20 protein-coding genes are annotated in these 20,944 nt (G+C 65.4%); 7 read left to right on the top strand and 13 right to left on the bottom strand.

Annotated features, from left to right (window positions below; translation table 11 throughout):
* The first annotated feature begins 225 nt into the window (after positions 1-225).
* Positions 226-927, top strand: coding sequence for a response regulator transcription factor CtrA (ctrA, locus tag AC1DRP_RS06145; protein ID WP_069882553.1), 702 nt, complete (start codon positions 226-228; stop codon positions 925-927).
* 219 nt (positions 928-1,146) lie between these two features.
* Here ctrA and AC1DRP_RS06140 read toward each other — a convergent pair whose 3' ends face one another.
* The 6 genes from AC1DRP_RS06140 to chpT all read right to left on the bottom strand — a co-directional run bounded on the left by AC1DRP_RS06140 (position 1,147) and on the right by chpT (position 7,512).
* Positions 1,147-2,037: a CheR family methyltransferase gene (locus tag AC1DRP_RS06140; RefSeq protein WP_476768086.1), complete on the bottom strand. Its 891-nt coding sequence runs from the start codon at positions 2,035-2,037 to the stop codon at positions 1,147-1,149.
* Positions 2,034-3,152: a chemotaxis-specific protein-glutamate methyltransferase CheB gene (gene cheB / locus AC1DRP_RS06135; RefSeq protein ID WP_476768085.1), complete on the bottom strand. Its 1,119-nt coding sequence runs from the start codon at positions 3,150-3,152 to the stop codon at positions 2,034-2,036. Before cheB ends, AC1DRP_RS06140 begins: the two co-directional genes overlap by 4 nt.
* A gap of 103 nt (positions 3,153-3,255) precedes the next feature.
* Complete coding sequence (locus tag AC1DRP_RS06130) at positions 3,256-3,621, bottom strand: response regulator (protein ID WP_043237911.1); 366 nt, start codon at positions 3,619-3,621, stop codon at positions 3,256-3,258.
* Positions 3,622-3,651: 30 nt separating this feature from the next.
* Positions 3,652-4,146, bottom strand: a complete 495-nt coding sequence (locus AC1DRP_RS06125; RefSeq protein ID WP_476768084.1) for a chemotaxis protein CheW — start codon at positions 4,144-4,146, stop codon at positions 3,652-3,654.
* Complete coding sequence (locus tag AC1DRP_RS06120; protein WP_476768083.1) at positions 4,143-6,755, bottom strand: hybrid sensor histidine kinase/response regulator; 2,613 nt, start codon at positions 6,753-6,755, stop codon at positions 4,143-4,145. The genes AC1DRP_RS06125 and AC1DRP_RS06120 overlap by 4 nt, the downstream gene beginning before the upstream one ends.
* A 115-nt stretch (positions 6,756-6,870) precedes the next feature.
* Positions 6,871-7,512, bottom strand: a complete 642-nt coding sequence (gene chpT / locus AC1DRP_RS06115; protein ID WP_476768082.1) for a histidine phosphotransferase ChpT — start codon at positions 7,510-7,512, stop codon at positions 6,871-6,873.
* A 140-nt stretch (positions 7,513-7,652) separates the two neighbouring features.
* Here chpT and AC1DRP_RS06110 point away from each other — a divergent pair, with 140 nt between their 5' ends.
* Positions 7,653-8,516: a 3'(2'),5'-bisphosphate nucleotidase CysQ family protein gene (locus AC1DRP_RS06110; protein ID WP_476768081.1), complete on the top strand. Its 864-nt coding sequence runs from the start codon at positions 7,653-7,655 to the stop codon at positions 8,514-8,516.
* A gap of 93 nt (positions 8,517-8,609) precedes the next feature.
* On the opposite strand, the gene AC1DRP_RS06105 is transcribed toward AC1DRP_RS06110, so the two are convergent.
* Entirely contained in the window at positions 8,610-9,260 is a 651-nt protein-coding gene (locus AC1DRP_RS06105) for a YHS domain-containing (seleno)protein (protein WP_476768080.1), read from the bottom strand.
* Positions 9,261-9,305: 45 nt separating this feature from the next.
* On the opposite strand from AC1DRP_RS06105, the gene AC1DRP_RS06100 reads away from it, so the two are divergent.
* The 4 genes from AC1DRP_RS06100 to AC1DRP_RS06085 all read left to right on the top strand — a co-directional run bounded on the left by AC1DRP_RS06100 (position 9,306) and on the right by AC1DRP_RS06085 (position 13,141).
* Positions 9,306-9,884 carry a DUF1134 domain-containing protein gene (locus AC1DRP_RS06100; RefSeq protein WP_113510877.1) on the top strand — a complete coding sequence of 193 codons (579 nt, stop codon included), beginning with the start codon at positions 9,306-9,308 and terminating at the stop codon, positions 9,882-9,884.
* An 86-nt stretch (positions 9,885-9,970) separates the two neighbouring features.
* Positions 9,971-11,233, top strand: coding sequence for a hypothetical protein (locus AC1DRP_RS06095; RefSeq protein WP_476768079.1), 1,263 nt, complete (start codon positions 9,971-9,973; stop codon positions 11,231-11,233).
* A 103-nt stretch (positions 11,234-11,336) separates the two neighbouring features.
* Positions 11,337-12,275: a sugar kinase gene (locus tag AC1DRP_RS06090; RefSeq protein WP_441505150.1), complete on the top strand. Its 939-nt coding sequence runs from the start codon at positions 11,337-11,339 to the stop codon at positions 12,273-12,275.
* A 5-nt stretch (positions 12,276-12,280) separates the two neighbouring features.
* Entirely contained in the window at positions 12,281-13,141 is an 861-nt protein-coding gene (locus tag AC1DRP_RS06085) for a TIGR01459 family HAD-type hydrolase (RefSeq protein WP_476768078.1), read from the top strand.
* 7 nt (positions 13,142-13,148) lie between these two features.
* Here AC1DRP_RS06085 and AC1DRP_RS06080 read toward each other — a convergent pair whose 3' ends face one another.
* Positions 13,149-15,515 (bottom strand): glycosyltransferase family protein, encoded by a 2,367-nt coding sequence (locus AC1DRP_RS06080; protein WP_476768077.1) that lies wholly within the window; start codon positions 15,513-15,515, stop codon positions 13,149-13,151.
* 31 nt (positions 15,516-15,546) lie between these two features.
* Positions 15,547-16,674 carry a GTP cyclohydrolase II RibA gene (gene ribA / locus AC1DRP_RS06075; protein WP_476768076.1) on the bottom strand — a complete coding sequence of 376 codons (1,128 nt, stop codon included), beginning with the start codon at positions 16,672-16,674 and terminating at the stop codon, positions 15,547-15,549.
* Positions 16,675-16,951: 277 nt separating this feature from the next.
* On the opposite strand from ribA, the gene AC1DRP_RS06070 reads away from it, so the two are divergent.
* Complete coding sequence (locus AC1DRP_RS06070; protein WP_476768075.1) at positions 16,952-17,533, top strand: cytochrome b; 582 nt, start codon at positions 16,952-16,954, stop codon at positions 17,531-17,533.
* 10 nt (positions 17,534-17,543) lie between these two features.
* On the opposite strand, the gene AC1DRP_RS06065 is transcribed toward AC1DRP_RS06070, so the two are convergent.
* The 4 genes from AC1DRP_RS06065 to AC1DRP_RS06050 form a co-directional block, all read right to left on the bottom strand.
* Positions 17,544-18,383, bottom strand: coding sequence for an SAM-dependent methyltransferase (locus AC1DRP_RS06065; protein ID WP_441505155.1), 840 nt, complete (start codon positions 18,381-18,383; stop codon positions 17,544-17,546).
* A complete protein-coding gene (locus AC1DRP_RS06060) occupies positions 18,380-19,432 on the bottom strand; it encodes a glycosyltransferase family 4 protein (protein WP_476768074.1) in 1,053 nt (350 codons plus the stop codon). Before AC1DRP_RS06060 ends, AC1DRP_RS06065 begins: the two co-directional genes overlap by 4 nt.
* Positions 19,429-19,830 (bottom strand): 6-pyruvoyl trahydropterin synthase family protein, encoded by a 402-nt coding sequence (locus tag AC1DRP_RS06055; protein ID WP_113510869.1) that lies wholly within the window; start codon positions 19,828-19,830, stop codon positions 19,429-19,431. The genes AC1DRP_RS06060 and AC1DRP_RS06055 overlap by 4 nt, the downstream gene beginning before the upstream one ends.
* Before the next feature lie 63 nt (positions 19,831-19,893).
* The gene (locus tag AC1DRP_RS06050; protein WP_441505157.1) at positions 19,894-20,901 is read right to left on the bottom strand and encodes a zinc-dependent alcohol dehydrogenase; all 1,008 of its coding nucleotides are present in this window, start codon (positions 20,899-20,901) and stop codon (positions 19,894-19,896) included.
* Positions 20,902-20,944: the final 43 nt, after the last annotated feature.

The following is a 20,944-nucleotide window of genomic DNA, read 5'->3' as shown; positions in this document are numbered from 1 at the left end:
CGCGGGCGAAGGTCTCCCGATCCGTGTCAATTTCGACTCACCTCGACAAGGATCGTTCACTTTCTCCCTGGAAGCGCTTGCGCTCGGGAATCACGGTTTGTTAACCATTTTCCCAGTAGCGTGTCGCGTGGCGTTTCATCGGGCAAGCGCCTGGTCGTCCAGAGCCATGAGGGTTCGGATGAGAATGTGGTCGAGCTTGCCTCGGGGCGAAATTGGGGACGTGACATGCGGGTTCTGCTGATCGAGGACGATAGCGCAACCGCCCAGAGCATTGAGCTGATGCTCAAATCAGAGAGCTTCAACGTCTATACGACCGATCTGGGCGAAGAGGGTGTCGATCTCGGCAAGCTCTACGATTACGACATCATCCTCCTCGACCTGAACCTGCCGGACATGTCGGGCTATGAGGTGCTGCGCTCCCTTCGCGTCGCGAAGGTGAAGACGCCGATCCTGATCCTCTCCGGTCTTGCCGGCATCGAGGACAAGGTGAAGGGCCTCGGCTTCGGCGCCGACGACTATCTCACCAAGCCCTTCCACAAGGATGAGCTTGTCGCGCGCATCCACGCCATCGTGCGCCGCTCGAAGGGCCATGCGCAGTCGGTCATCACCACCGGCGATCTCGTCGTCAATCTCGACACCAAGACCGTCGAGGTCGATGCCGCCCGCGTGCACCTGACGGGCAAGGAATACCAGATGCTGGAGCTGCTTTCGCTCCGCAAGGGCACGACGCTGACCAAGGAGATGTTCCTGAACCATCTCTATGGCGGCATGGACGAGCCGGAACTCAAGATCATCGACGTTTTCATCTGCAAGCTCCGCAAGAAGCTCGCCAATGCGTCGGACGGAAAGAACTACATCGAAACCGTTTGGGGCCGCGGCTACGTGCTGCGCGAGCCGAACGATGTCGAGGAACGCATTCCGGCGTGATCGGTGTCATCCGGTCGTCACGATCGGATGCGACAAGAGATACAGCCTGATCGTCGGATGTACACGACAGGTTGACGGGACCCCGCCGAGAGGCGGGGTTTTTGTTTATGGCGGCAGCGGCCTAAAGCATCGGTCCGAAAGTCGATTGCGGTTTTCGGGCAAGCCGATGCAAACACAGAAGGTTCGATCATCGACCGGATACGGTATCCAGTCCGATGATCAGAGGCGGGAGCCGGCCGTGGGCAGCGGACGCGGCCGGTCGAAGGGGTAGCCGAGACCGGGCGACTGAGCCTTGCCGGAGCGGCCGTCGCGGTAGAGGCCGCGATGCTGCTTGTCCGGAACGATGCTGGTGGTGATTCCGATCACCGTCTCTGCGGCGCCAAGCAGGAAGGCTCCATCCGGGGCGAGCCGCTGGGCCAGTGCGGCCATCACCCGCGCCTTGGTCGGAACGTCAAAATAGATCAGCACGTTGCGGCAGAGGATCACGTCGAAGAGGCCGAAATGGCCGCTCGAATCGAGCAGGTTATGCTGCCGCAGCTCGACCATCGCGCGAATCTGCTCCGAGATGCGCCACTTGTCGCCTTCCTGCCGGAAGTGCTTCAGCAGGAGTTGGATCGGCAGGCCGCGCTGGATCTCGAACTGGGTGTAGAGCCCGCCACGGGCGCGCTCCAGGACTTCTGCGGAGATGTCGGTTCCGACGATCTCGATCCTCCAGCCCGCCAGCTGTGCCGCCATCTCATCCAGGATCATGGCAAGGGAATAGGCTTCCTGTCCGGTCGAAACTGCGGCGCACCAGATCCGCAGGGAGCGGTGGGCCGCATTCGCAGCGAGTTTCTCGGGGAGGATCACATTGCGGAACAGATCGAATGGGGTCCGGTCGCGGAAGAACAGGGTCTCGTTGGTGGTCATCGCCTCGACGACGGCATTCTCCAGGCCGCGGTCGCCTTCGAGCCTGAGGCGCTGCACAAGCGGACTGAGCCCCGCGATATTTCGCTTTCGGCAGAGGATGCCGAGCCGGCTCTCGACGAGGTAGCGCTTCTCGGTGCTGAGAGAGAGACCCGAGCGCAGGTGCAGCAGCGTGCGCAGGAAGTCGAAATCGGCCTCCGTCATGCCGAGGATCCTCCACGCACCAGCGCACGAATGGCGGGGCCGATGCCGTCGAGCGCGACAACGGTGCTGGCATGGCGGGCGCGCACGACGGAGCCTGGCATGCCCCAGATCGTGCTCGACGTTTCATCCTGTGCGATTACGGCGGCGCCGGCGCGGCGCAACGCGCCCGCGCCATCCGTGCCGTCACTGCCCATCCCGGTCATCACCAGGCCGAGCGCGGCCGGACCGAGGTGATTGGCAGCTTCGCTGAAGAGCACATCGACGGCGGGTCTGCAGAAGCGTACCGGCGGCCCGTCGCCGATGCTCGCGACGATATGGCCGAGCCTGCGATCGATGCCGAGATGGCGTCCTCCCGGCGCGATATAGACCGTGCCCCTGCTCAGTCTTTCGCCATCGAAAGGCTCGCGTGCCCTGACACCGATCTGTCCGGAGAGCTGTTCCGCGAAGGACGCCGTAAAAAGCGGAGGCATATGCTGGACGACGAGCGTCGTCAGGTCCTGGAGGCCATCGCCAATATCGGTGAGGACCTTGGCCACGGCGCGGGGGCCGCCTGTCGAGGCGCCGATGACGAGGTAGCGCGGCATCATCGAGATCAGCGGCCTGAGATCCATGATGCCGCTCGGCAGACCCGGCTCAGGCGGGACTTCGCTGAAAGGCAGCAACGCCTCGTGCGAGGATTGTGCGATGCTGCTGAGCTTGAGCAGGAATTCGCTCCGGAAATCCAGCGACAGCGTCATGCCGGCGCGACTTTCGGGCTTGGGCAGCACGTCCATGGCGCCCATGGTCATGCCCTGCAGGGCGAGCCGGGCATTGCGTTCCGTCAGCGTCGTGGCCAGCAGGACGGCAGTCTTCGGGCTCTCCCTGACGATCTGGGGCAGTGCTGCAAGACCGTCGAGGCCGGGCATGTCGAGGTCGAGGACCATGATATCGGGGTGGTAGCGCGTGGCATGCTCCACGGCCATCTCACCGTCGCCTGCCACCGCGACGACGTGAAACTGGCCGCTCTCGCCGAGCCAGCGTGCGAACAGCCCGCGCACGACGACGGAGTCGTCGGCGATGACGACGGTCTTCGGACGTATGGCTGTTCTGCCATGGCTGGATGAGCGAGGGCTCATCATTCGGCACGACCCCTGTGCGTCGAGTGCAGGGCTGGCTGGGTGGGCCACCAATGACCCGCCGAGAAATAGGCCGCGACGGCACGGGCCGCGGCGCGACGTGTCAAAGCAGGCCGACCTGATGGAATTTGGAGGCGACGATCTCCTTGTCGAACGGCTTCATGATGTATTCGTCGGCGCCGGCGTGCATGGCGCGCGCGATATGGGCAATGTCGTTCTCGGTCGTGCAGAAGACGACCTTGGGCCGTTTGCCGCCTGGCATCTGCCGCAGGGTGCGCAGGAAATCATAGCCGTCCATGATCGGCATGTTCCAATCCAGCAGCACAGCGTCCGGCATCTCGCCCTTGCAGGCATCGATCGCCCGGGCGCCGTCCTCGGCTTCTGCGATTCGGAACTGGAGACCCTCGAGAATGCGGCGTGCGACCTTGCGGATCACCGCTGAGTCATCGACGACGAGGCAATATTTCATGGTCATTCTCCAGAATGGGCGGGCCGCGGCTCAGGCAGCCAAAGGCAGGTCGATCTTCAGCACTGCGTCGATGTCGAGCACGACGAGAAGGCGGTCTTCGAGGCGGTGAACGCCGGCTGCCAGGGAGGCCCAGGCGCGGTCGAGATGGACCGGCACGGGCTCCAGCGTGGAGTGATCGAGACGGATCACCTCGCCGACCGCGTCGACGATCAGCGCGTAGGCCTCTCCACCATGATCGATCCCCACCGCAACCAACTCCGTGGCTGCGCCCAAAAGGGGCTCCCGGCCGAGCCGCTTGCGCAGGCAGAGTGCGGTCACCACGCGCCCGCGCAGGTTGAGCAGGCCGATGATTTCGGGCGGGGCCAGCGGCACCGGCGTGATGCGGCTGGTATTGAAGACGTCCTGCACGCGGCCGATCGGGAGCCCGAGCAACTGCTCGCCAATGGTCACGGTGACGTAGTCGAGGGATTCCGTGAAGCCCGTCGCGTCAGGGGCGGGACGTGCGTTGCTCTGCTTTGAGTTCATGCCGCCTGCCTCAGTCTGGAGCGGTTGTCCGCCAGCTCGGCGAGCAAGGCACGGCGATCGAATTTCGCAACGATGGCGTCCATGCGCGCCTGCGTTGCGAGTGCATAGAGCTCCGGGGTGGCGAAGGTCGTCATGCCGAGGATCCGGAATGCATCGCCGTCTTCGCCGTCACGCAGTTCGGCCGCAAAGCCGAGCGCTGCTTCGGTGTAGCGGTCGAGGTCGATCAGCACGCCGTTGAGCCCGCCGGCGACGACATGCTGGCGGGCGCTGGCGATATCGGCGGCCAGTGTGACGCGAAGTCCCGCGGCCTTCAGGACGGGGGCCAGCATTTCGCGCAGGAATTCGGAAGGCTCGACCATCAGGACATGCGCGCTGCTGGACACGCCTTCGCGGCGGCTGGCCCGCAACCAGTTCGGATCGCCCTTGGGCAGGTAGTGCGCCAGATCGAGGATCTCGGTGGCGCGCCCCCTGATGATCGCCGACCCGACGGCACCCTGGTCGAGCATGGCCTGCAACTCGACATCGAGAACCTCGTCAACGATGTCGACGATCGCATCGACGGCGAGGCCCATGGTCAGCTCGCCTTCCGCGATGATGACGAGTGCCTGCAGGCCCTTGCTCTTCACCTGTGTCTCGCCGACGGGGATGATCGGCATCAGACGGCCGCGATAGTTCAACAGCACGCGCCCGCCGCTGATCTCGAACCGCTCTGCCTCGACCTCTTCCAGGCGTGTGACGAGCGAGAGCGGCACGGCTTTCAGGCTGTCGGCACCGGCGCGAAACACCAGCATGGTCGTTCGCTCACCGACAGGGGAGTGGCCGCTGGCCGCGTTCTGCTCGGGGGCATCGGCAGAGGTCGTCGCTCCGACGAGGCTGGCGACGCCATTGGGGTCGACGATCAACACGACCGCGCCATCGCCTAGGATGGTGTTGCCGGAGAAGATCGGGATGTGACGCAGCTTCGTCGACATCGGTTTGACGACGATTTCCTCGGTGTGGAACACGGTGTCGACCAGAATGCCGAACTGACGTTCGCCGATCTGTGTCACCACGATGAACCCGTCTTCGGCTGCCGCGGGACCGGCGTTCAGCAACCCGGCAAGTGCGATGATCGGCAGCAATCGGCCACGCAGCCGCAGGACAGGTGTGCCGTTGATCTGCTCGACGCGGTGATCGGCCCCGGCCTTCACGCGGACGAGCTCGCGCACGACGATCTGGGGGATGGCGAAGCGCTGTTCGCCGCAGGCCACGATGAGGGCTGCGACGATAGCGAGGGTGAGCGGGATCTTGATGGTCAATGTGGTGCCGGCGCCCACCGTGCTGGCGATGTCGATCAACCCACCAATGGCGTCGATATTAGACTTGACCACGTCCATGCCAACGCCGCGCCCGGAGATCGCGGTGACATTCTCCGCGGTCGAGAAACCGGGATGAAATATCAGGCGGCTGAGCTGCGCTTCGCTCATGCGCTCGATCTCGCCCTCATGGGCAAGACCTTGCTGCAGTGCCTTGCGGCGAATGCGCTCGAAGTCGAGGCCGCGCCCATCGTCCGAGATGGAGATGGTGACCGATCCGCCCTCGTGATAGGCGGCGAGGCGAATGGTGCCGTGGGCCGGTTTGCCGGCGGCGACACGATCGGCAGGTGGCTCGATCGCGTGATCGGCGCAGTTGCGCACCATATGGATCAAGGGGTCCTTGATCAGGTCGAGGATCTGCCGGTCGAGCTCGGTATCGGCGCCTTCGGTGACGAGCTCGATGCGCTTTCCGAGTTCGCCGCTGAGGTCGCGCACGATGCGCGGCAGCTTCGACCAGGCATTGCCGATCGGCTGCATGCGGGTCTTCATCACCCCGTCCTGCAGTTCGGCGGTGATCAGGGACAGACGCTGGAGCGGCGCCTTGAGCGCGGCGTCATCCTGGCGACGCGAGATTTCGAGCAACTGGTTGCGGGTCAGCACGAGCTCCGAGACCATCGTCATCAGATGCTCGATCGTGTCGACATTGACGCGCAGGCTCGCCGGGGCCGCCGAGCGGCTCTCGCGGGGGGAGGCGTCTTCGGCGGCAGCATCGTGGCGGGCCGCGCTTTCGATGCGCCCGTCCGGTCCGCGCTGCGGTCCGGGTGCGCTCTTGAAGACGAGGTCGAGGCCGTCATCGGCCGCGGACAGAGCGTGCCGGGCCAGGTAGGCGGCGACCGGATCCGATGGGTTGACCGAAGGGGACTGTGCCAGCTCCTTCTTGGCCTGGTCGGCCAGCGCCTGCAATTCGCGGATCAGGACCTCGTCGCTGCCGGTTGGCTCCTGGCCCTTGTCGGCCAGCTCCGCCATGATCTCCTTGATGCGGTCGATGGTTTCCAGAATCGCGGTCACCGCGATTGCATTCACGGTTGCGCCGTCGCGGAACTGGCCCATCACGGATTCTGCCGCATGCGTCAGGGCTTCGAGGCGCGGCAGGCCAATGAATCCGCACGTGCCCTTCACGGTATGAACCAACCGGAAGATGTTGCGCAGGATATCGCGATTATTGGGTTCCTGCTCGAAGCGCACGAGCTCCCTGTCGACCGTGTCGAGATGCTCGCCAGTCTCGCCAAGGAACTCTTGGAGCAATTCGTCCATGCCGAAGACCATTACCCACGCAACAATGCAGCGCCCATCTATGCAGCGGAAGGGTTTATGATCGGTTGAGACAGGACTGAAAGCGCGATGTTCCTGCGCTCTCGGCCGAAATGGCTCAGTCCGCCTTGTCGGCCGTGATCGTCACAGTGTCGCCGTCGATGGTGAAAGCGACCTTCATATTGGCCGCGCGGGCGACCATGCCGGCGTAAAGCGGCTGCACGGCGTGGGCGTCGATCGTGCCCGTCTCGGAGCGGCCGGCGAGCAGTTCCTCGACATGGGCCGGAATGCGGGCATGAGAACCGGTGGCGGTGATATGGAAGCTGCCCTGCTCGCCCTCCAGGGTGGTGCGGGCGACGAGGCGTCCGCCGCGCGGCACCGCCTGCGTCGCGAGGATCAGCAGGTTGAGCACGAGCTTGACCTGATTCTTCGGCAGCAACGCGCGCGGGGCTTCCCAGTCGAGCGAGAGCTTGTCATCGTTCAGGAAGCCATTCGCGACCGTGCCGGCATCGCCGAGGTCGATCATCGCGCCTGCCGATCCCGCCGCGCCGAAGGCAAGTCGGGCGAATTGCAGGCGGGCGGAGGCGCTGCGCGCGCTCTTCTTGATCAGCTCGAGTGCGAAATCGCGCATCGAGGGATCGTCTTCCTCCAGAACCTCGAGCGCGTTGACGATGGCGCCGACCGGGCTGATCACGTCATGGCAGACCCGGCTGCAAAGAAGCGCAGCCAGATCGAGCGGCTCGAGCGAGATGTCGGTCATGGCAGATGTCCTGGGAACAGCGTTTCGGGGCGCGCTCATGGCAAATGAAGCGCCGATAGGATAAGGTATGAGGCGATCTTGGTTTGCATGTGGTTAACTGTGTTTTGGCCAGCAGAACAGCGAATGGGCGCCCAATCCGCATGATAGCGCCCGATGATCCGCGCCTTTCCGACCGCAATGCGCTGGCTGAGAAGCTGGCCGAGGCGGCGCGCCTCAGCGGCGCCGTGCTTTTGGTCATGCGCGCTGCAAGGGATGTGCGGAGCAAGGCGGACGGTTCGCCCGTCTGTTCCGCTGACCTCGCCGCCGATCACGCCGCGAAGGCGGCCCTCGCGCGGCTGCTGCCGGATATCCCCGTGATCAGCGAAGAGAGTGTCGAATCCGCTCAGCCTGCCCCCGTTTTCATCCTGCTCGACCCGCTGGATGGCACGCGCGAATTCCTGGCGGCTGGTGGCAGCTACTGTGTCGCGATCGCCATCATCAGCGGCACGCGGCCGATCGCGGGGGCGATCGCCGCGCCGGAGATCGGGCGGCTCTGGTTTGCGGGGGAAGATGCTTTTGCGCAGGCCATCGCGCCGGATGGCTCAACGCTCGGTGCGGCGCAACGCATCGTCGCCCGCCCCACTCCGGCGACCGGTCCAGTCGTGCTGGTCAGCCGCTTTCACGGAGACGCGCTCAGCAGCAGCGTTCTCAGCGCGATGTGCAAGAGTGAACAGATGCCGATGTCCTCGGCGGTGAAATTCGGCCTGATCGCCAGTGGCGAGGCCGATCTTCATGTCCGCGGAGGAACAACGATGGAATGGGATATTGCCGCCGGCGACGCGATTTTGACCGCAGCCGGCGGTGTCGTCCGGCAGCTCGACGGCAATGTGCTGCGCTATGGCGGCGCCGAGCGGCACTATCGCAACCCGTCCTTCGTGGCGGCCAGCAATGAGGGATTGGCGGGGCGCGCGATCGCACTTGCGAAGGAACTGACGCTTGTCGGCCAGACGGGTACCGTAGGTTAGATCACAGGACCGGATAATCGTATCCGGTCTCCTAACCTTCCATGGTCGCATCGGCTTGTCCGAAAACCGCAATTCGTTTTTCGGGCCGACGCTTCAGCGAGCGATCTGCTGGCTGACGCGCTGCCAGTTGGATTCCGCAAGTTGGCGCAGGGAGGTTTCCTGGGTGAAGCGGCGCCTATTCTCTTCGCTTCGAAAGAGGAAGAGCCGCGAACCAATGATCGCGAAGCGACGCGGGTCGGTCTCAACGACACGTCCATCGGCTACCGCGAGCGGGTCGAAGCCTGCAAAGGCTGGCTCGTAGACGCCGGGCGAATCACGAAAGGCTTCGCGGTTGCTGGCCGTGCTGAAGCGCCAGACTGCGCCATCATAGATCAGCTCATAGTCCGGGCGACCGGAAACCGCGCGACCTTCTGCCTGATAGGCAACGGGGTCGTATCCGCCCAATGCCAGCCCGGAACGGCTGTCGCGCTGCATTTCCTCGCCAATTGCAGGCAATTCCGGAAGGCCATGGGGCAGCGCCGCCGGCTGGGCCAGCACCGGCTGGACCGCGATGGCAAGGGCGAGGACGCCGACTGCGATCGAAATCCAGCGCTGCCATTTTACGGCCTTCATCACAGATTCCTTTGCTGGGTGACGACGGGGAAGCACCTCCGCGCAATCTTCACGGGTTGGATACTCTTGGGGCGTATCAAACTGGTTACTGAATTGTCGCGCATTCGCGTGATGCCGTGCCCCGCCGCGCATCCGGCCACCCGGCCGGGATGCGACGCCTAGCCCGGAGTTTCCTCAATGGATCTCACTCGCCGTTCTCTTCTGGCCGGTGCGGTTGTCTCGGCCACTCTTGGCCTGAGCAGCCTGCCGGTCCTGGCGCAGAGCCAGAATCCGCAGTCCTTTTCCCAGACCGAGCTCGTCAGCTCCGGTCATCAGTTCTTTGGCAATGTCTCGCGCGGACTTGCGCTGACGATCGAGGAGGCGGTCCGGCGCTGGGGCGAACCCAACGGCTATGTTCTCGGCCAGGAGGCGTCCGGTGCCTTCGTCGGTGGCCTCCGCTTCGGCGAAGGCACGCTGTTCACGCGTAATGCCGGCGATCGGAAAGTGTTCTGGCAGGGCCCGTCCGTCGGCTTCGACTTCGGCGGAGAAGGCGCTCGCACCATGATGCTGGTCTACAACCTGCCGGTCGTCGATGCGCTCTACCAGCGTTTCGTCGGCATTGACGGCTCGGTCTACTTTGTCGGCGGCTTCGGCTTCACTGCAATGGCAGCCGAGGGCGTGACGCTGGTGCCGATCCGGACCGGCGTCGGCTGGCGGCTCGGCGTCAATCTCGGCTATCTCAAGTTCACGCCGCAGGCGACCTGGAACCCGTTCTGACCGGGAGGGCTCGTTTTGCTGGCCATGGCGCTGTTGTCATGGCAGGGTTTCGTTCTTGGAATCGTTCCTGATCGGAGCCCGGTGAATTGATCGAAGCCGTCATGCTCGTCACGCTCGGCTTCCTGACAGCCATTCTGCTGGCGCTGGCGGCATTGCCGGCGCTTGCCCGACGGGCCGACCGCCTGGCTCGCAAGCGGGCAGAGGCGGCGTTCCCGCTCTCGCTGGCGGAGATCGCAGYCGATCGAGACCATCTGCGGGCGGAACTGGCGATGCAGGCGCGGGCTCTCGAGCAACGGGCGGAAAGCGGGTTCGCTGCAAGGGCTGGGGCGATGGAAGAGCTCGGCCGCCGCGACATGGCGATCGGGCGGCTCGAACGGGAGCTCGGTGCCCGCGAAGAACGCATCAGCGGGCTCGAGGGCGATCTGGCGGCCACGCGCACCGATCTCTCCGAAACCCGCGACGCGCTGGCCAGGGAAATCGCAGCGGCGGCGCTGGCCAGTGGTACGATCGAACAGCGGATCCATGATCTAGGTGCATTGGAGCACAGCCTGAACGAGGCCAGGCTTGCGTTACGTGGCACTGGCTCCGATCTCGATGCACGCACCGGAGAGCTGGCAGAATTGCGCGCGACGCTCGAGCAGACCCAGGCACTGCTTGCGGAGCGTGAGGCCGAGCTCGCGCAATCCCGCCAGGAAGGCGATGCTCATCGCGTTGCGCAGGTCGAAGGCCGCACGCGCATCATGGTGATCGAGGGAGAGCGCGGCGAGCTCGCAGCCCAATTGGCGGCGAGCCGGCGCGCCGTCGATCAGGCGACGGCCGCGCTCAAGGCGATGACGACCGATCGGGATAGCGAAAGACTGCGCGCCGACGCCCTGGCCGCACGCGCGGTACAAGCAGAGGCAGGCCTTGCGGCGGCGGATTCCGGAGCAGTTGAGGTGGCTGCGGAGGCTGGTCGTCTCGCGGCGCTCGCCCGCAAGGTCGAGGAGGAGCGCGACCAGCAGGTGCGGATGAAGCAGGAACTCGAAGCGGAGTTGGCGCAGGAGAAATCCATGAACGCGTCCAGAAAACAGCGGGCCGCCGAAGAGGTCGCGCAGGCCCAGAACGAGTTGCGGGCTCGGGATGCCCGGTTTGAAACCGAGCATGCGGAAGCGCAGACCCTGCACGGGGCACTGGCTCAGGTGCGAGCCGAGCTTGCGCGCACCAAGCAGGAACTGTCCCAGTTGCGACGCGAGGCGAAGCCCGTCGATGATCCGGCTGCGCGGAGCGACAATGCCGCCCTGCGGCAGGAGATCGTGCGGATCGCCGATCAGCTCCTGGCGCCGCCGACGAGCCGGGAAGCGGCGGAATAGCGCGCAATCCCGCGGAAAACCGTTTCCACCTTGGGCGCTTGATGCTTTAGGAAGGCGCGCAGGCTTTTCGCCGCGTCCAACAGCTCTGGCCTGAGACGGTGCCGTGACGGATAAGACACTCGATATTCTCTGCATCGGCGAGCCGCTGGGCGAGTTCAATGCGACCCGCGGCGAGGCCGGTTCGTTCCGCTTCGGACATGGCGGGGACACCTCGAATTGCGCGATCGCCGCGGCGCGGCAGGGTGCCAGCGTCGCCTATGCCGGCGCTTTGGGGGATGACAGCGCAGGCCGCTCCTTCCGTGAGCTCTGGGCCAGGGAAAACGTCGATGACAGCCATGTCACGACCCATCCGACCGCGCCGACCGGGCTCTATTTCGTCGATCACGGACCGAACGGGCACGTGTTCTCGTATCTGCGTGCGGGGTCGGCCGCGAGCCTCTGCGGACCGCGCGACCTGCCGCTCGACTTGGTTCGGTCGGCCAAGGTGGTGCAGGCATCGGGGATCAGCCAGGCGATTTCGGCAAGTGCCTGCGATGCGGTATTCGAGGCCTTTGCCGCGGCTCGTGCGAGCGGCGTCACCACGGCCTACGATACCAACCTGAGGCTGAAGCTCTGGCCGCTGACCCGGGCGCGAGCGATCATCCATGCGGCCTGCGCCATGGCCGATATCGTGCTGCCAGGCTTTGACGACGCGACCCAGTTGACCGGCCTGAGCGAGCCGGATGCGATCGCGGATTTCTATCTCGGCCTTGGCGCAAGGATTGTCGCGCTCACGCTGGGCCACGAGGGCTCGCTGGTTGCGACGCCGGAGCGGCGTCAGCGCTTCGTGCCGATCAAGGTCGACGCCATCGATGCGACCGGAGCCGGCGACTGCTATGACGGGGCCTTCCTCGCAGAATATGTGCGCACGGGCGATCCCTTTGTCGCTGCCGCCTACGCCAATGTCGCGGCGGCACTTTCCACGCTGGGTTATGGCGCAGTCGCGCCGCTGCCAAGGCGCGCCGATGTCGAGGCGCGGATGGCCGTTGAGGCAAGGGCTTGATTGAGATGGACGTTCCGATCCTGAGCCAGGCCGGCGATCTGCTCGCCGGCTATGACGTGCTCATCAGCGATGTCTGGGGCGTCGTGCATGACGGTGTCTGGGCCCTCGAACCCGCTTGCGATGCGTTGATCAAGTTCCGGCAGCGTGGCGGGGCAGTCGTGCTGCTCTCGAATGCGCCCGGTCCCTCGGAGCAGATTGCCGGCGTTCTCGACGACAAGCGCGTTCCGCGCGAGGCCTGGGATCGGCTGGTGACCTCCGGCGATGTGACCAAGGCGCTCATCGCAGCGAGCCCGACGCGGCAAATCTATCATATCGGCTGGCAGGCGGACCGGGCCGTGTTTGCGGGCCTCGATGTCAGTCTCGTCGACGAAGCGCAGGCGGAGCTCGTCGTTGCGACGGAGCTGAACGACTATCGGCGCGAGACACCAGAGGATTACCGTCCGCTGCTGACGCGCTTGGCGGCGCGCAAGCTTCCCTTCATTTGCGGCAATCCCGATCTCGTCGTGCATGTCGGCGAGGATCTGCTGCCCTGCGCCGGAGCGCTTGCGACGATTTACGAGGAACTTGGCGGTTCGGTCGCCTGGGCCGGCAAGCCGCATCGTCCGGCCTATGACCTGGCGCTTGCTGCGGCCCGGGAGGCTCGGGGCGGCCGAGCGATCGAAACCGACAAGGTTCTGGTGATCGGCGATGCGGTGCGGACCGATCTCGCTGGGGCTCGCATGATGGGCTTCGACAGCCTCTTCGTCGCCGGCGGCATCCATCGCGAAGAGACGATCCTGGATGGAGAGGTCGACCCGGCCGGTGTCACCCGCGTCCTGGCCGGGCAACCGGCCATGCCTGTCGCGGCCATGGCCGCGCTCGCCTGAGCGCGCTTCAGACCGGAGGCGCCCGCTGCGCCTTCAGCCAGGCTCCGATATCGGCGTAGAGCCCCTCGAAGGGGCGGAAGACGAAGCGGATCTTCGATCGGCCTGGCGGCACAGCGACCGCCCGGAACAGGACATTGGCGCGAAGCAACTGAGCTGGCTTGCCATCGACTTCGACCTGCCACCAGTGATGCCAGACATCATTGAGCACGACATAGCCGCCGCGCGGTGAATCCGCCTCGAGAGCGACTTCGGTGGTGCCGTAATCGACGATGCGGACCGAGCCGGGCTGAACCGGCCCGGCGGGCACGGGCGGCGGGGCCCTCTCCAGCAGGACCGTGGTTCTCGGGTCGAAACCTGCCGGCCATTGGCCGCTTGCCAGGATCGCGCCGAAATCGGCCCGCTCGGCCTTCTCGACAAGCAGCACGCGCGGCAAGGCGCGCGGGTTCTCGTAGACATAGGCATCACGCGTCCTGGCGATCTGAACGAGGTCGCCAGGCTTCAGGGTCTTGTCGATCTGTTCGACGGGGACGCCGGTCGCGATGAAACGCAGGCCGAGCATGTCGGCGAGCAGTGAGCGGTAACCCGGCATCAGCGGCGAGAACGTGCGTTGGTCCGGCAAGGCGACATGGTCGCCCGCGCCCGTGGCCTTGCTGTAGAGACCGAGCCTGAGGGGATTGTAGCCGAGCGTATTGTCGAGTTGATGGACGAGACTGGCGTTGGGCCAGTGGAAATCGATGCCCGCGAGCTCGATGCGGTCGCGGCGGTCCGGCGCGGCGGTGCGGGCCGTCTCACGCTTGAGCAGAGCAATCGTCTCGTTCGTGCTGTCGGCGCGCAGGACGTCATAATTCTGCGAGGGTAGGGCGGTGGATTCGCTCGGACCGTTGTTGACGGAGAGATCCACCGTCAGCGTCGCCGCCAGCAAGGCAGCGGCCGCCAGCGTTGCCCCTCTCAGCGCGAGCCCGCGTGCTGCAACCAACGCGCCCGTGCTCAAGAGGGCGCAGAGCAGCGCCGTGACGAGCGGGATCGTCGCGACACCGACACGTCCGACGGTCCAGGCGAGCCAGAGGGCAAGCCCAAGGGCGCCGGCCAGGAGCGCGGCCTCGACGAGCACCTGCCAGAGCCGCGTCCGTGGCGCCGTGTCGGTCATGACGAGATGGGTCAGATAGCCGCCGAGGATCGCAAGCAGCGCCCCCAGGATGAAGAGCGCGTCGGCAGGCCGCCGGTAGAAGCTCACGCCGGGCAGCGCCTCGAAGATCAGCCGGAAACCGGGTGTGTAGCGACCGAGTGCGTAGACCAGCACCAGCAGCGTTGCGATGGCGAGCGCGATGATCTCACGCCGCAGCAGCGCGCCACGCACCAGTCCGACGGTCAGGATCAGCAGCATCGGCAGGAAGCCGAGATAGAGCTCGCCCATGTTGCGGGCGAGATAGAGATCGAGCGGTCCGAACCGCTGTTCCCAGGCAGGACTCGGCGGCCCCCAGAAGTTCTCGAGCGGCCCTGCCGCGCCATAAAGATTGGCGATCAGCCCGGTGAGCAGGGATGCAGGGTGCAACGAACCCTTTCCGGCACCGATGAGATCGATGGCGGGACGGTTCGATTCCTGGGCCAGGAAGGCGGTGAGCAGGATCGGAACGGTCGCGACGAGGATGGCGCCGAGCGACCCGGCGAGGAGCGGGAGGATGCTTGCGCGCAAGGCCCGCAGCGGTCTGTCGGCCATGGCAATGGCGGCGATCACCAGCCCGGCCAGGACATAGACGCCGAGCAATGCGACCTGATCGCGGCCAAGCACCATGAAGCCGGCCACGATGCCCGCTGCCAAGCCGTAGATCAGCGAGCTGCGTTCAAGCGCACGCGACAGCAGCAATAGCGTTATGGCGAAGTAGCCGAGACTGAGCACCTGCCCGATATGTTGGATGCGCCAGGCTGCCGAGGCGCCGAAGGCGAAGGCGAGAGCTGCAACGACGGCACCGGCCGGATGCCAGTTGCGATCTCGAAACAGCAGCACAACCGCGAGGGCGCCCGCCAGCAAGGTGCCGAGCACTGCGCCGTCGCTCCAGCGAAAGCTCGGGGCCGGATTGAAGATCGCGATCAGCGCGAAGGGGGGTGAAAAGATCAGGGATTGCGGGTCGGCGACCTGCGGCGATCCGGCAAAGACATAGGGCGTCCAAAACGGAGAAAGGCCGCGGTTCAGCGCCGTCGCCAGGAATTGCAGCTGTGGGTGAAAATGCGCTTTTGCATCCCAGGGAATGGTGACGATTCCCGAAAGCCAGGGCCAGGACAGAGCCAGCCAGGCGCAGAATACGATGCAGAACACGCTGGCCAGCGGCCAGCGTGTCGAGGGAACCGGAGGGGGGGCGGTGCCGGGCTCGGACATCAGTGAGCTCTGCCCGAAGCTGCAGCCTCGATCAATCCGTCGGGGCGGCGCGAGCCATCAACGCGTCCATGTCGATGAAGTGACCGGCACGGTCCCGCTTGGAGGCGAGATAGCGGACGTTGTGGACGTTCGGCCGGCCGAGCACGCGCTGGGTTGCGGCGACCTCGAGGCCTGCAGCCTTGATCGCGCCGATCTTGAGCGGGTTGTTGGTCAAGGCGGTGACGCTCGTCACGCCAAGCTGCTTCAGCATCGTGGCGGCAAAATCGAAATGGCGCTGGTCGAGGTCGAAGCCGAGCACCTCGTCTGCGTCATAGGTATCCCAGCCCTGACTCTGCAGGCGGTAGGCGCGCATCTTGTTGGAGATGCCGTTGCCGCGGCCTTCCTGGTCCAGATAGAGCAGAATGCCACCCTCGTTCTCTGCCATCCACTGCACGGTCTCGCGCAGCTGGTCGCCGCAGTCGCATTTCAGCGAACCGAAGAGATCACCCGTCAGGCAAGCTGAATGCAGGCGCACGGGCACGGCCGTGTCGAGATTCGGCTTGCCGACGATGATCGCAACCTGATCGCGCAGGCCCTCGCCGCCGCGGAAGACGACGAACTCGGTCTCCGGCGCACCTTCCAGCGGCACCGGCGCCCGCCCAACGATCGCCAGCGATGCGACCTGTTCGCCCCGGTAGGCGTTGATCGCTTGAATGGTGACCTCGACCAGCGGCTCTCCGGCGATCTCGTCAGCTGCGACCGGAACATGGATCGTCGCTGGCAAAACCAGCGAAAGCCTGGCGAGCTCGATCGCGGCTTCGTCGAGCGAGCCGGCTGGCGCAACGGGCGCATCGACCTTGGCGTCGATCTTCAAGGCAAGGGTTTCGATCCGGGCAAGATCGAGCGTCGGCATCGCCAGGATGCCGGTCTCGCTCCGGCCCTTGGCTCCGAGCCTGCGCAAACGCGCTGCGCTGAGAATGAGGTGCGCTCGGCCGCGGGCAAGTTCGTCTAGACGCTGAGCCAGATCAGCGTCCGCGAGCTCCGCGGACAGAGCCAGAGCCAGATTGACGCCATCGCGCAAGAGCACCGGTCGGGCGGCGCGGAATTCGGCGATCGCACGATCGACCGTCACGAGGCTGGTTTCTTGCGAGCGGCCGAAGAGCGTACGCGACCTAGACATCGGCGACTTGGGCATCGAACTGTCCGTCAGATTGCACCGGCGAGCGGCGGAGGAATGTTTATTCTACGATCAGGAAATCGCTAGGGATGCGCGACTGACCCCGGTTTCGAAACGTTCCCGGGGGCAGACGGTTCCCGTTGCCAAAACCCTCACGTCGGCTGAACTTAGCAGCCATCCAATCTGTTGCCGCCAGCTGTATAGGAAGGTGAGATTGAACGCGAGATGAATGGGCGAAGGTAGCAGCATACCCAATCACAGGAAGCCATGGGAGAGCAGGGTGATCAGTCACGACGCCAAGGCCGCCAAATCGGGCATGGGAGAGATCTACAGCCCGGTCGCGCGGGGGTTCCACTGGCTGATCGTTGCGCTCGTCCTCGTGATGATCCCGCTTGGCCTGGCGATGACCTATCGCGGCAAGACGCTGGATATCTGGGATGCACTGACCAATTCTCTCTACAGCGCGCATAAGCTGATCGGCTTCACGCTGCTCTGGCTGATGGCCGGGCGACTGGCTTATCGCCTGCTGCATGGCGCCCCGTCCGACGAGCCGACCCTGCTGTGGTGGCACAAGGCCGGTTCGCATCTGGTGCATTGGCTGCTCTACGGCCTGCTGCTCATCGTGCCGATCCTGGGCTGGATCGGTGTGTCGCTCTTTCCAGCGCTGACGATCTTCGATCTGTTCGATCTACCGGCACTCGCTGCGCCGAACGAGGATATGGCGAAGAGGGTGCTCAATATCCACGGGTGGCTGGCGCTCGGCATGGCCCTGCTGATCGCAGCGCATATCGCAGCCGTGATCTATCACCGTYTCATCCGTAAAGACGGTGTGCTGCGGCGGATGTGGCCGGGATCGCGCTAGCCGACCCGCTTCAGACGGGCCGGGCCCAGAGGTCCTGATGGCCGACGAGCCCGGACACGGTCGCGCGCTTGGCCTCCAGCCAGTCTGCGACCGTGGCGGGGTCGACATGGCCGGTTTCGGTGACCGCCTCGGCGATGCCCTTGGTCAGGGCCTCCGCCAATTCGCGCTGGCTCTCGTCGATCAACCACGGACTTTCGCCGGTGGAAACCGCGAAGCCGGATTTGCGGAAAGCCTCGGCCATCGCCTCCGTAGCATCCGGTCCAGCGGCTGGACCAAAGCCTTTGTCGCTGTGCTGATGATGGTGGAAGGCCGCCAGGACCCTGGCGTCGGCGTCATGTTTCGGCTGCCACTGCTCGCGACCGTCATAGGTCAGCACCGTGTAAAGCGGGACGTTCTGGCTCACGAGTGCGGCGACGAAGCGTTCGAGCCATCGCTTCGAGGTGAGGTCGAACAGGGCTGCGGCGGTCACCAGATCGGGCTGCCAGCCCAGGACCCATTCGAGATCCTTGTTCAGGTCCGCCTTGCGGGTATCGACGGTGATCGTCTTGCCGCCCTTGCTCAGAACGAGCTCCTCGCCCTGCTCGCGGACGTCATCGGCCCAGGCCGCGAGGCGCTCGCGAGCGACGCCAAGCAGGCGCTCATCGAAATCGACGAGCGTCCAGTGCTGCCGGGCGGGTAGCGCGGAATAGGTACCGCGTAGGTTGGAGCCTGCGCCACAGCCGAGATCGACGATGGTGAGCGATGGACGGCTGGAGAAATGGGCGCCAACGGCTGCAAGCAATTGCGGGTTGCGTGCCGAGTGATCGGCCGGCTCGCGCAGGGCCAGCCAGTCTGGAGAAAAGCCGCTCATGCAAACACCTTTCGGCAGGTCTCGGCGACGATCGTCGCGGTGTCTTGCCAGCGAGGCAATGTCTCGGCCGCGGCCCAGGAGGCATCGGCGAGGCGCTTTCTGCCAGTCGGTTGAGCCAGAAGCTCCCTCAACGCCCTGGTCAATGCGCCGGCATCGCCGGGAGCAACCTTGATGGCGGCGGCATCCGGCACTGTTTCAGCTGCTGCGCCGCCGGTGGTGCACAGGATCGGCAGGCCTCGCGCCATCGCTTCGGTCAGCACCATGCCATATCCCTCGAAGAGGGAGGGCATCACGAAAGTGTCGGCCTTGTCATAAGCCTGCGCCAGCTCGGCCTCGCCGACGGCCCCCGCCAGCGTGATCCGGTCTTGAAGCCCGGAAGACGCGATCTGTGCCTTGAGCGCGAGCGTTGTCGCGGGTGCACGGTCGGCTGCGCCGATGATCGTGAGCCGCCAGGCAAGGCCCTGCAGCGGGCGCAAGGCCTCAACCAGGATGTCGTAGCCTTTGCGCGGGACGAGGGACCCGACCGCGAGCAGTTGCAGCGGCTCGTCCGGGCGCCCGCCGGCAGCACGCGGTGCCCGATCGACGCCGGGTTCCGCCACTGCGATGCGCCCGGCGGGGACTCCGAAATCGGAGACCAGAAGGCGCTTGGTCGCCGGACTCGTGACGATGATGGCGCTCGCATGACGCAGGGCGGCGGTTTCGCGCGCAATCAGCGCTCGGGCCTGCTCCGTTTCAAGTCCGGTTTCGAAGCCGAGGGGGTGGTGCACCAGCGCGACCACGCGACCGGCCAGGCCGGCTGCGATGTTTTCCGGAAAGGCTCCATAGGCCAATCCGTCGATCAGCAGGACGTGATCGGAAGGCTGTGACAGAAACAGCCGCCGGGTCTCGTCGAGAGCCTGCGGCGTCGGGTTTGGGAAGGAACCGGGGAGGGGGAGATGCCGCGCCGCGACGCCGTTCGCGCGCCATTCCCGCAGGAGGCGACGATCATAGCCGTAGCCGCCCGTAGGCAGGTCGATCTCGCCGGGGATCGCGAAGACGATCTCGCTCACGCGAGGGCGCCCTCATAGCTGGCGCGGGCGAGGTCGGTCTCATGTAAGGTGACGCGGATGCGGGACAGCCCGGCGCCGTCCTCGCCGAGGGCCCCCGACTTCGCGGCTCCAGCGATCGCGTCGAAGATGTATTTGCAGAGGAATTCGGTGGTGGTGAGCACGCCGGAAAACTGCGGCAGCGTATCGAGGTTCTGATAGTTCAACGGCTTCAGCGTCTTGTTCAGCACGTCGAGCGCGGCGCCGATATCGACCACGACATTCTGGCGCGTAAGCCGCTCGCGGAAGAAGGCGACATCGACCACGAAAGTTGCGCCGTGCATGTTCTGCGCCGGGCCGAAGAACGGATCGGGCAGCGAGTGGCCGATCATGATGCGGTCGCGGACTTCGACGGAAAACATTTGCAACTCCCTTGAGCCGGCGCGTCGGCAGGCTCCTGTCTTGGCCAACGCGCCTGTGTCAGGTCAATAGCGCAGCACTGCCGCAAGCCCGCGCCAATCTGCTGACAGCACGCCGGGAAGCTGCGCCGGAGCGTCGGCGAAGAGGATTTCCTGCGTGATCAGCCCGTCCAGACGTTCGTCGGCGAGGAGGGCCATCGCGGCCTGGGCGCGCCTGGCGTAGTCCCATCGGGAACGGCGCGAAGGTGAGACCTGCCCAACCTGCGAGGAGACGATCTGCAATCGCTTGGAATGGAAGGCGCCGCCGAGCGCGGCGGGCACAACGCCCTCGCCATACCAGCTCAGCTCGACGATGCGGGCCTCGAAACCGGCCGCTGCTATCGCCGTGGCAAGCCCTGGCGCCGAGGCGCTGGCATGGAAGACGAGATCGGCGTTCTCGGGGGCGGCGCCGGGCCGGGCGAAACCGAAGCCGAGCTGTTCCGCCAGCGTCGCGCGGCCGGGGTCGATATCGACCAGGGTCACATCGGCACCGGGCATCCGCGCCGCAATCCAGGCAACCAGCAGGCCGAGCACGCCGCCGCCGACGACGACGATGCGGTCGCCGGGACCTGATGCGGCATCCCAATGCGCGTTCAGCGCTGTTTCCATATTGGCGGCGAGCACCGCGCGGCGAGCAGGAACGGCATCGGGCACAACCGTTAGGCGTTCGCGCGGCGCCACGAAATGGCTCTGATGCGGATGGAGGCAGAACACCGTCTTGCCAATGATATCGGCCGGCCCGTCTTCAACCAGCCCGACGGCACAATAGCCATATCTGACCGGGAACGGGAACGCTCCTTCCTGGAAGGGCGCGCGCATGCGCTCGTGCTCGGACGGCGGCACGCGCCCCTCGAATACCAGGCGCTCGGTGCCACGGCTGATGCCGCTCCAGAGCGTGCGAACAAGGCAATCACCCGGTCCCACCGGGGGCACCGTAACGGTGTTCAGGGCGCATTCACGCGGCGCCACATACCAGAGGCCCATCGCCGTCGAACTTGCGCCGGCTGCGAATGCCGGCTTTAGCTCCTGCGCCATGTTGAGCAGACCCTCGCCTTGCACCATCGCATGACGGAAACCG

This window comes from Allobosea sp. 01N443 (assembly GCF_056399325.1).
The sequence above is the reverse complement of the archived record's forward strand: the minus strand, read 5'-3'. Positions and strand labels throughout refer to the sequence as shown.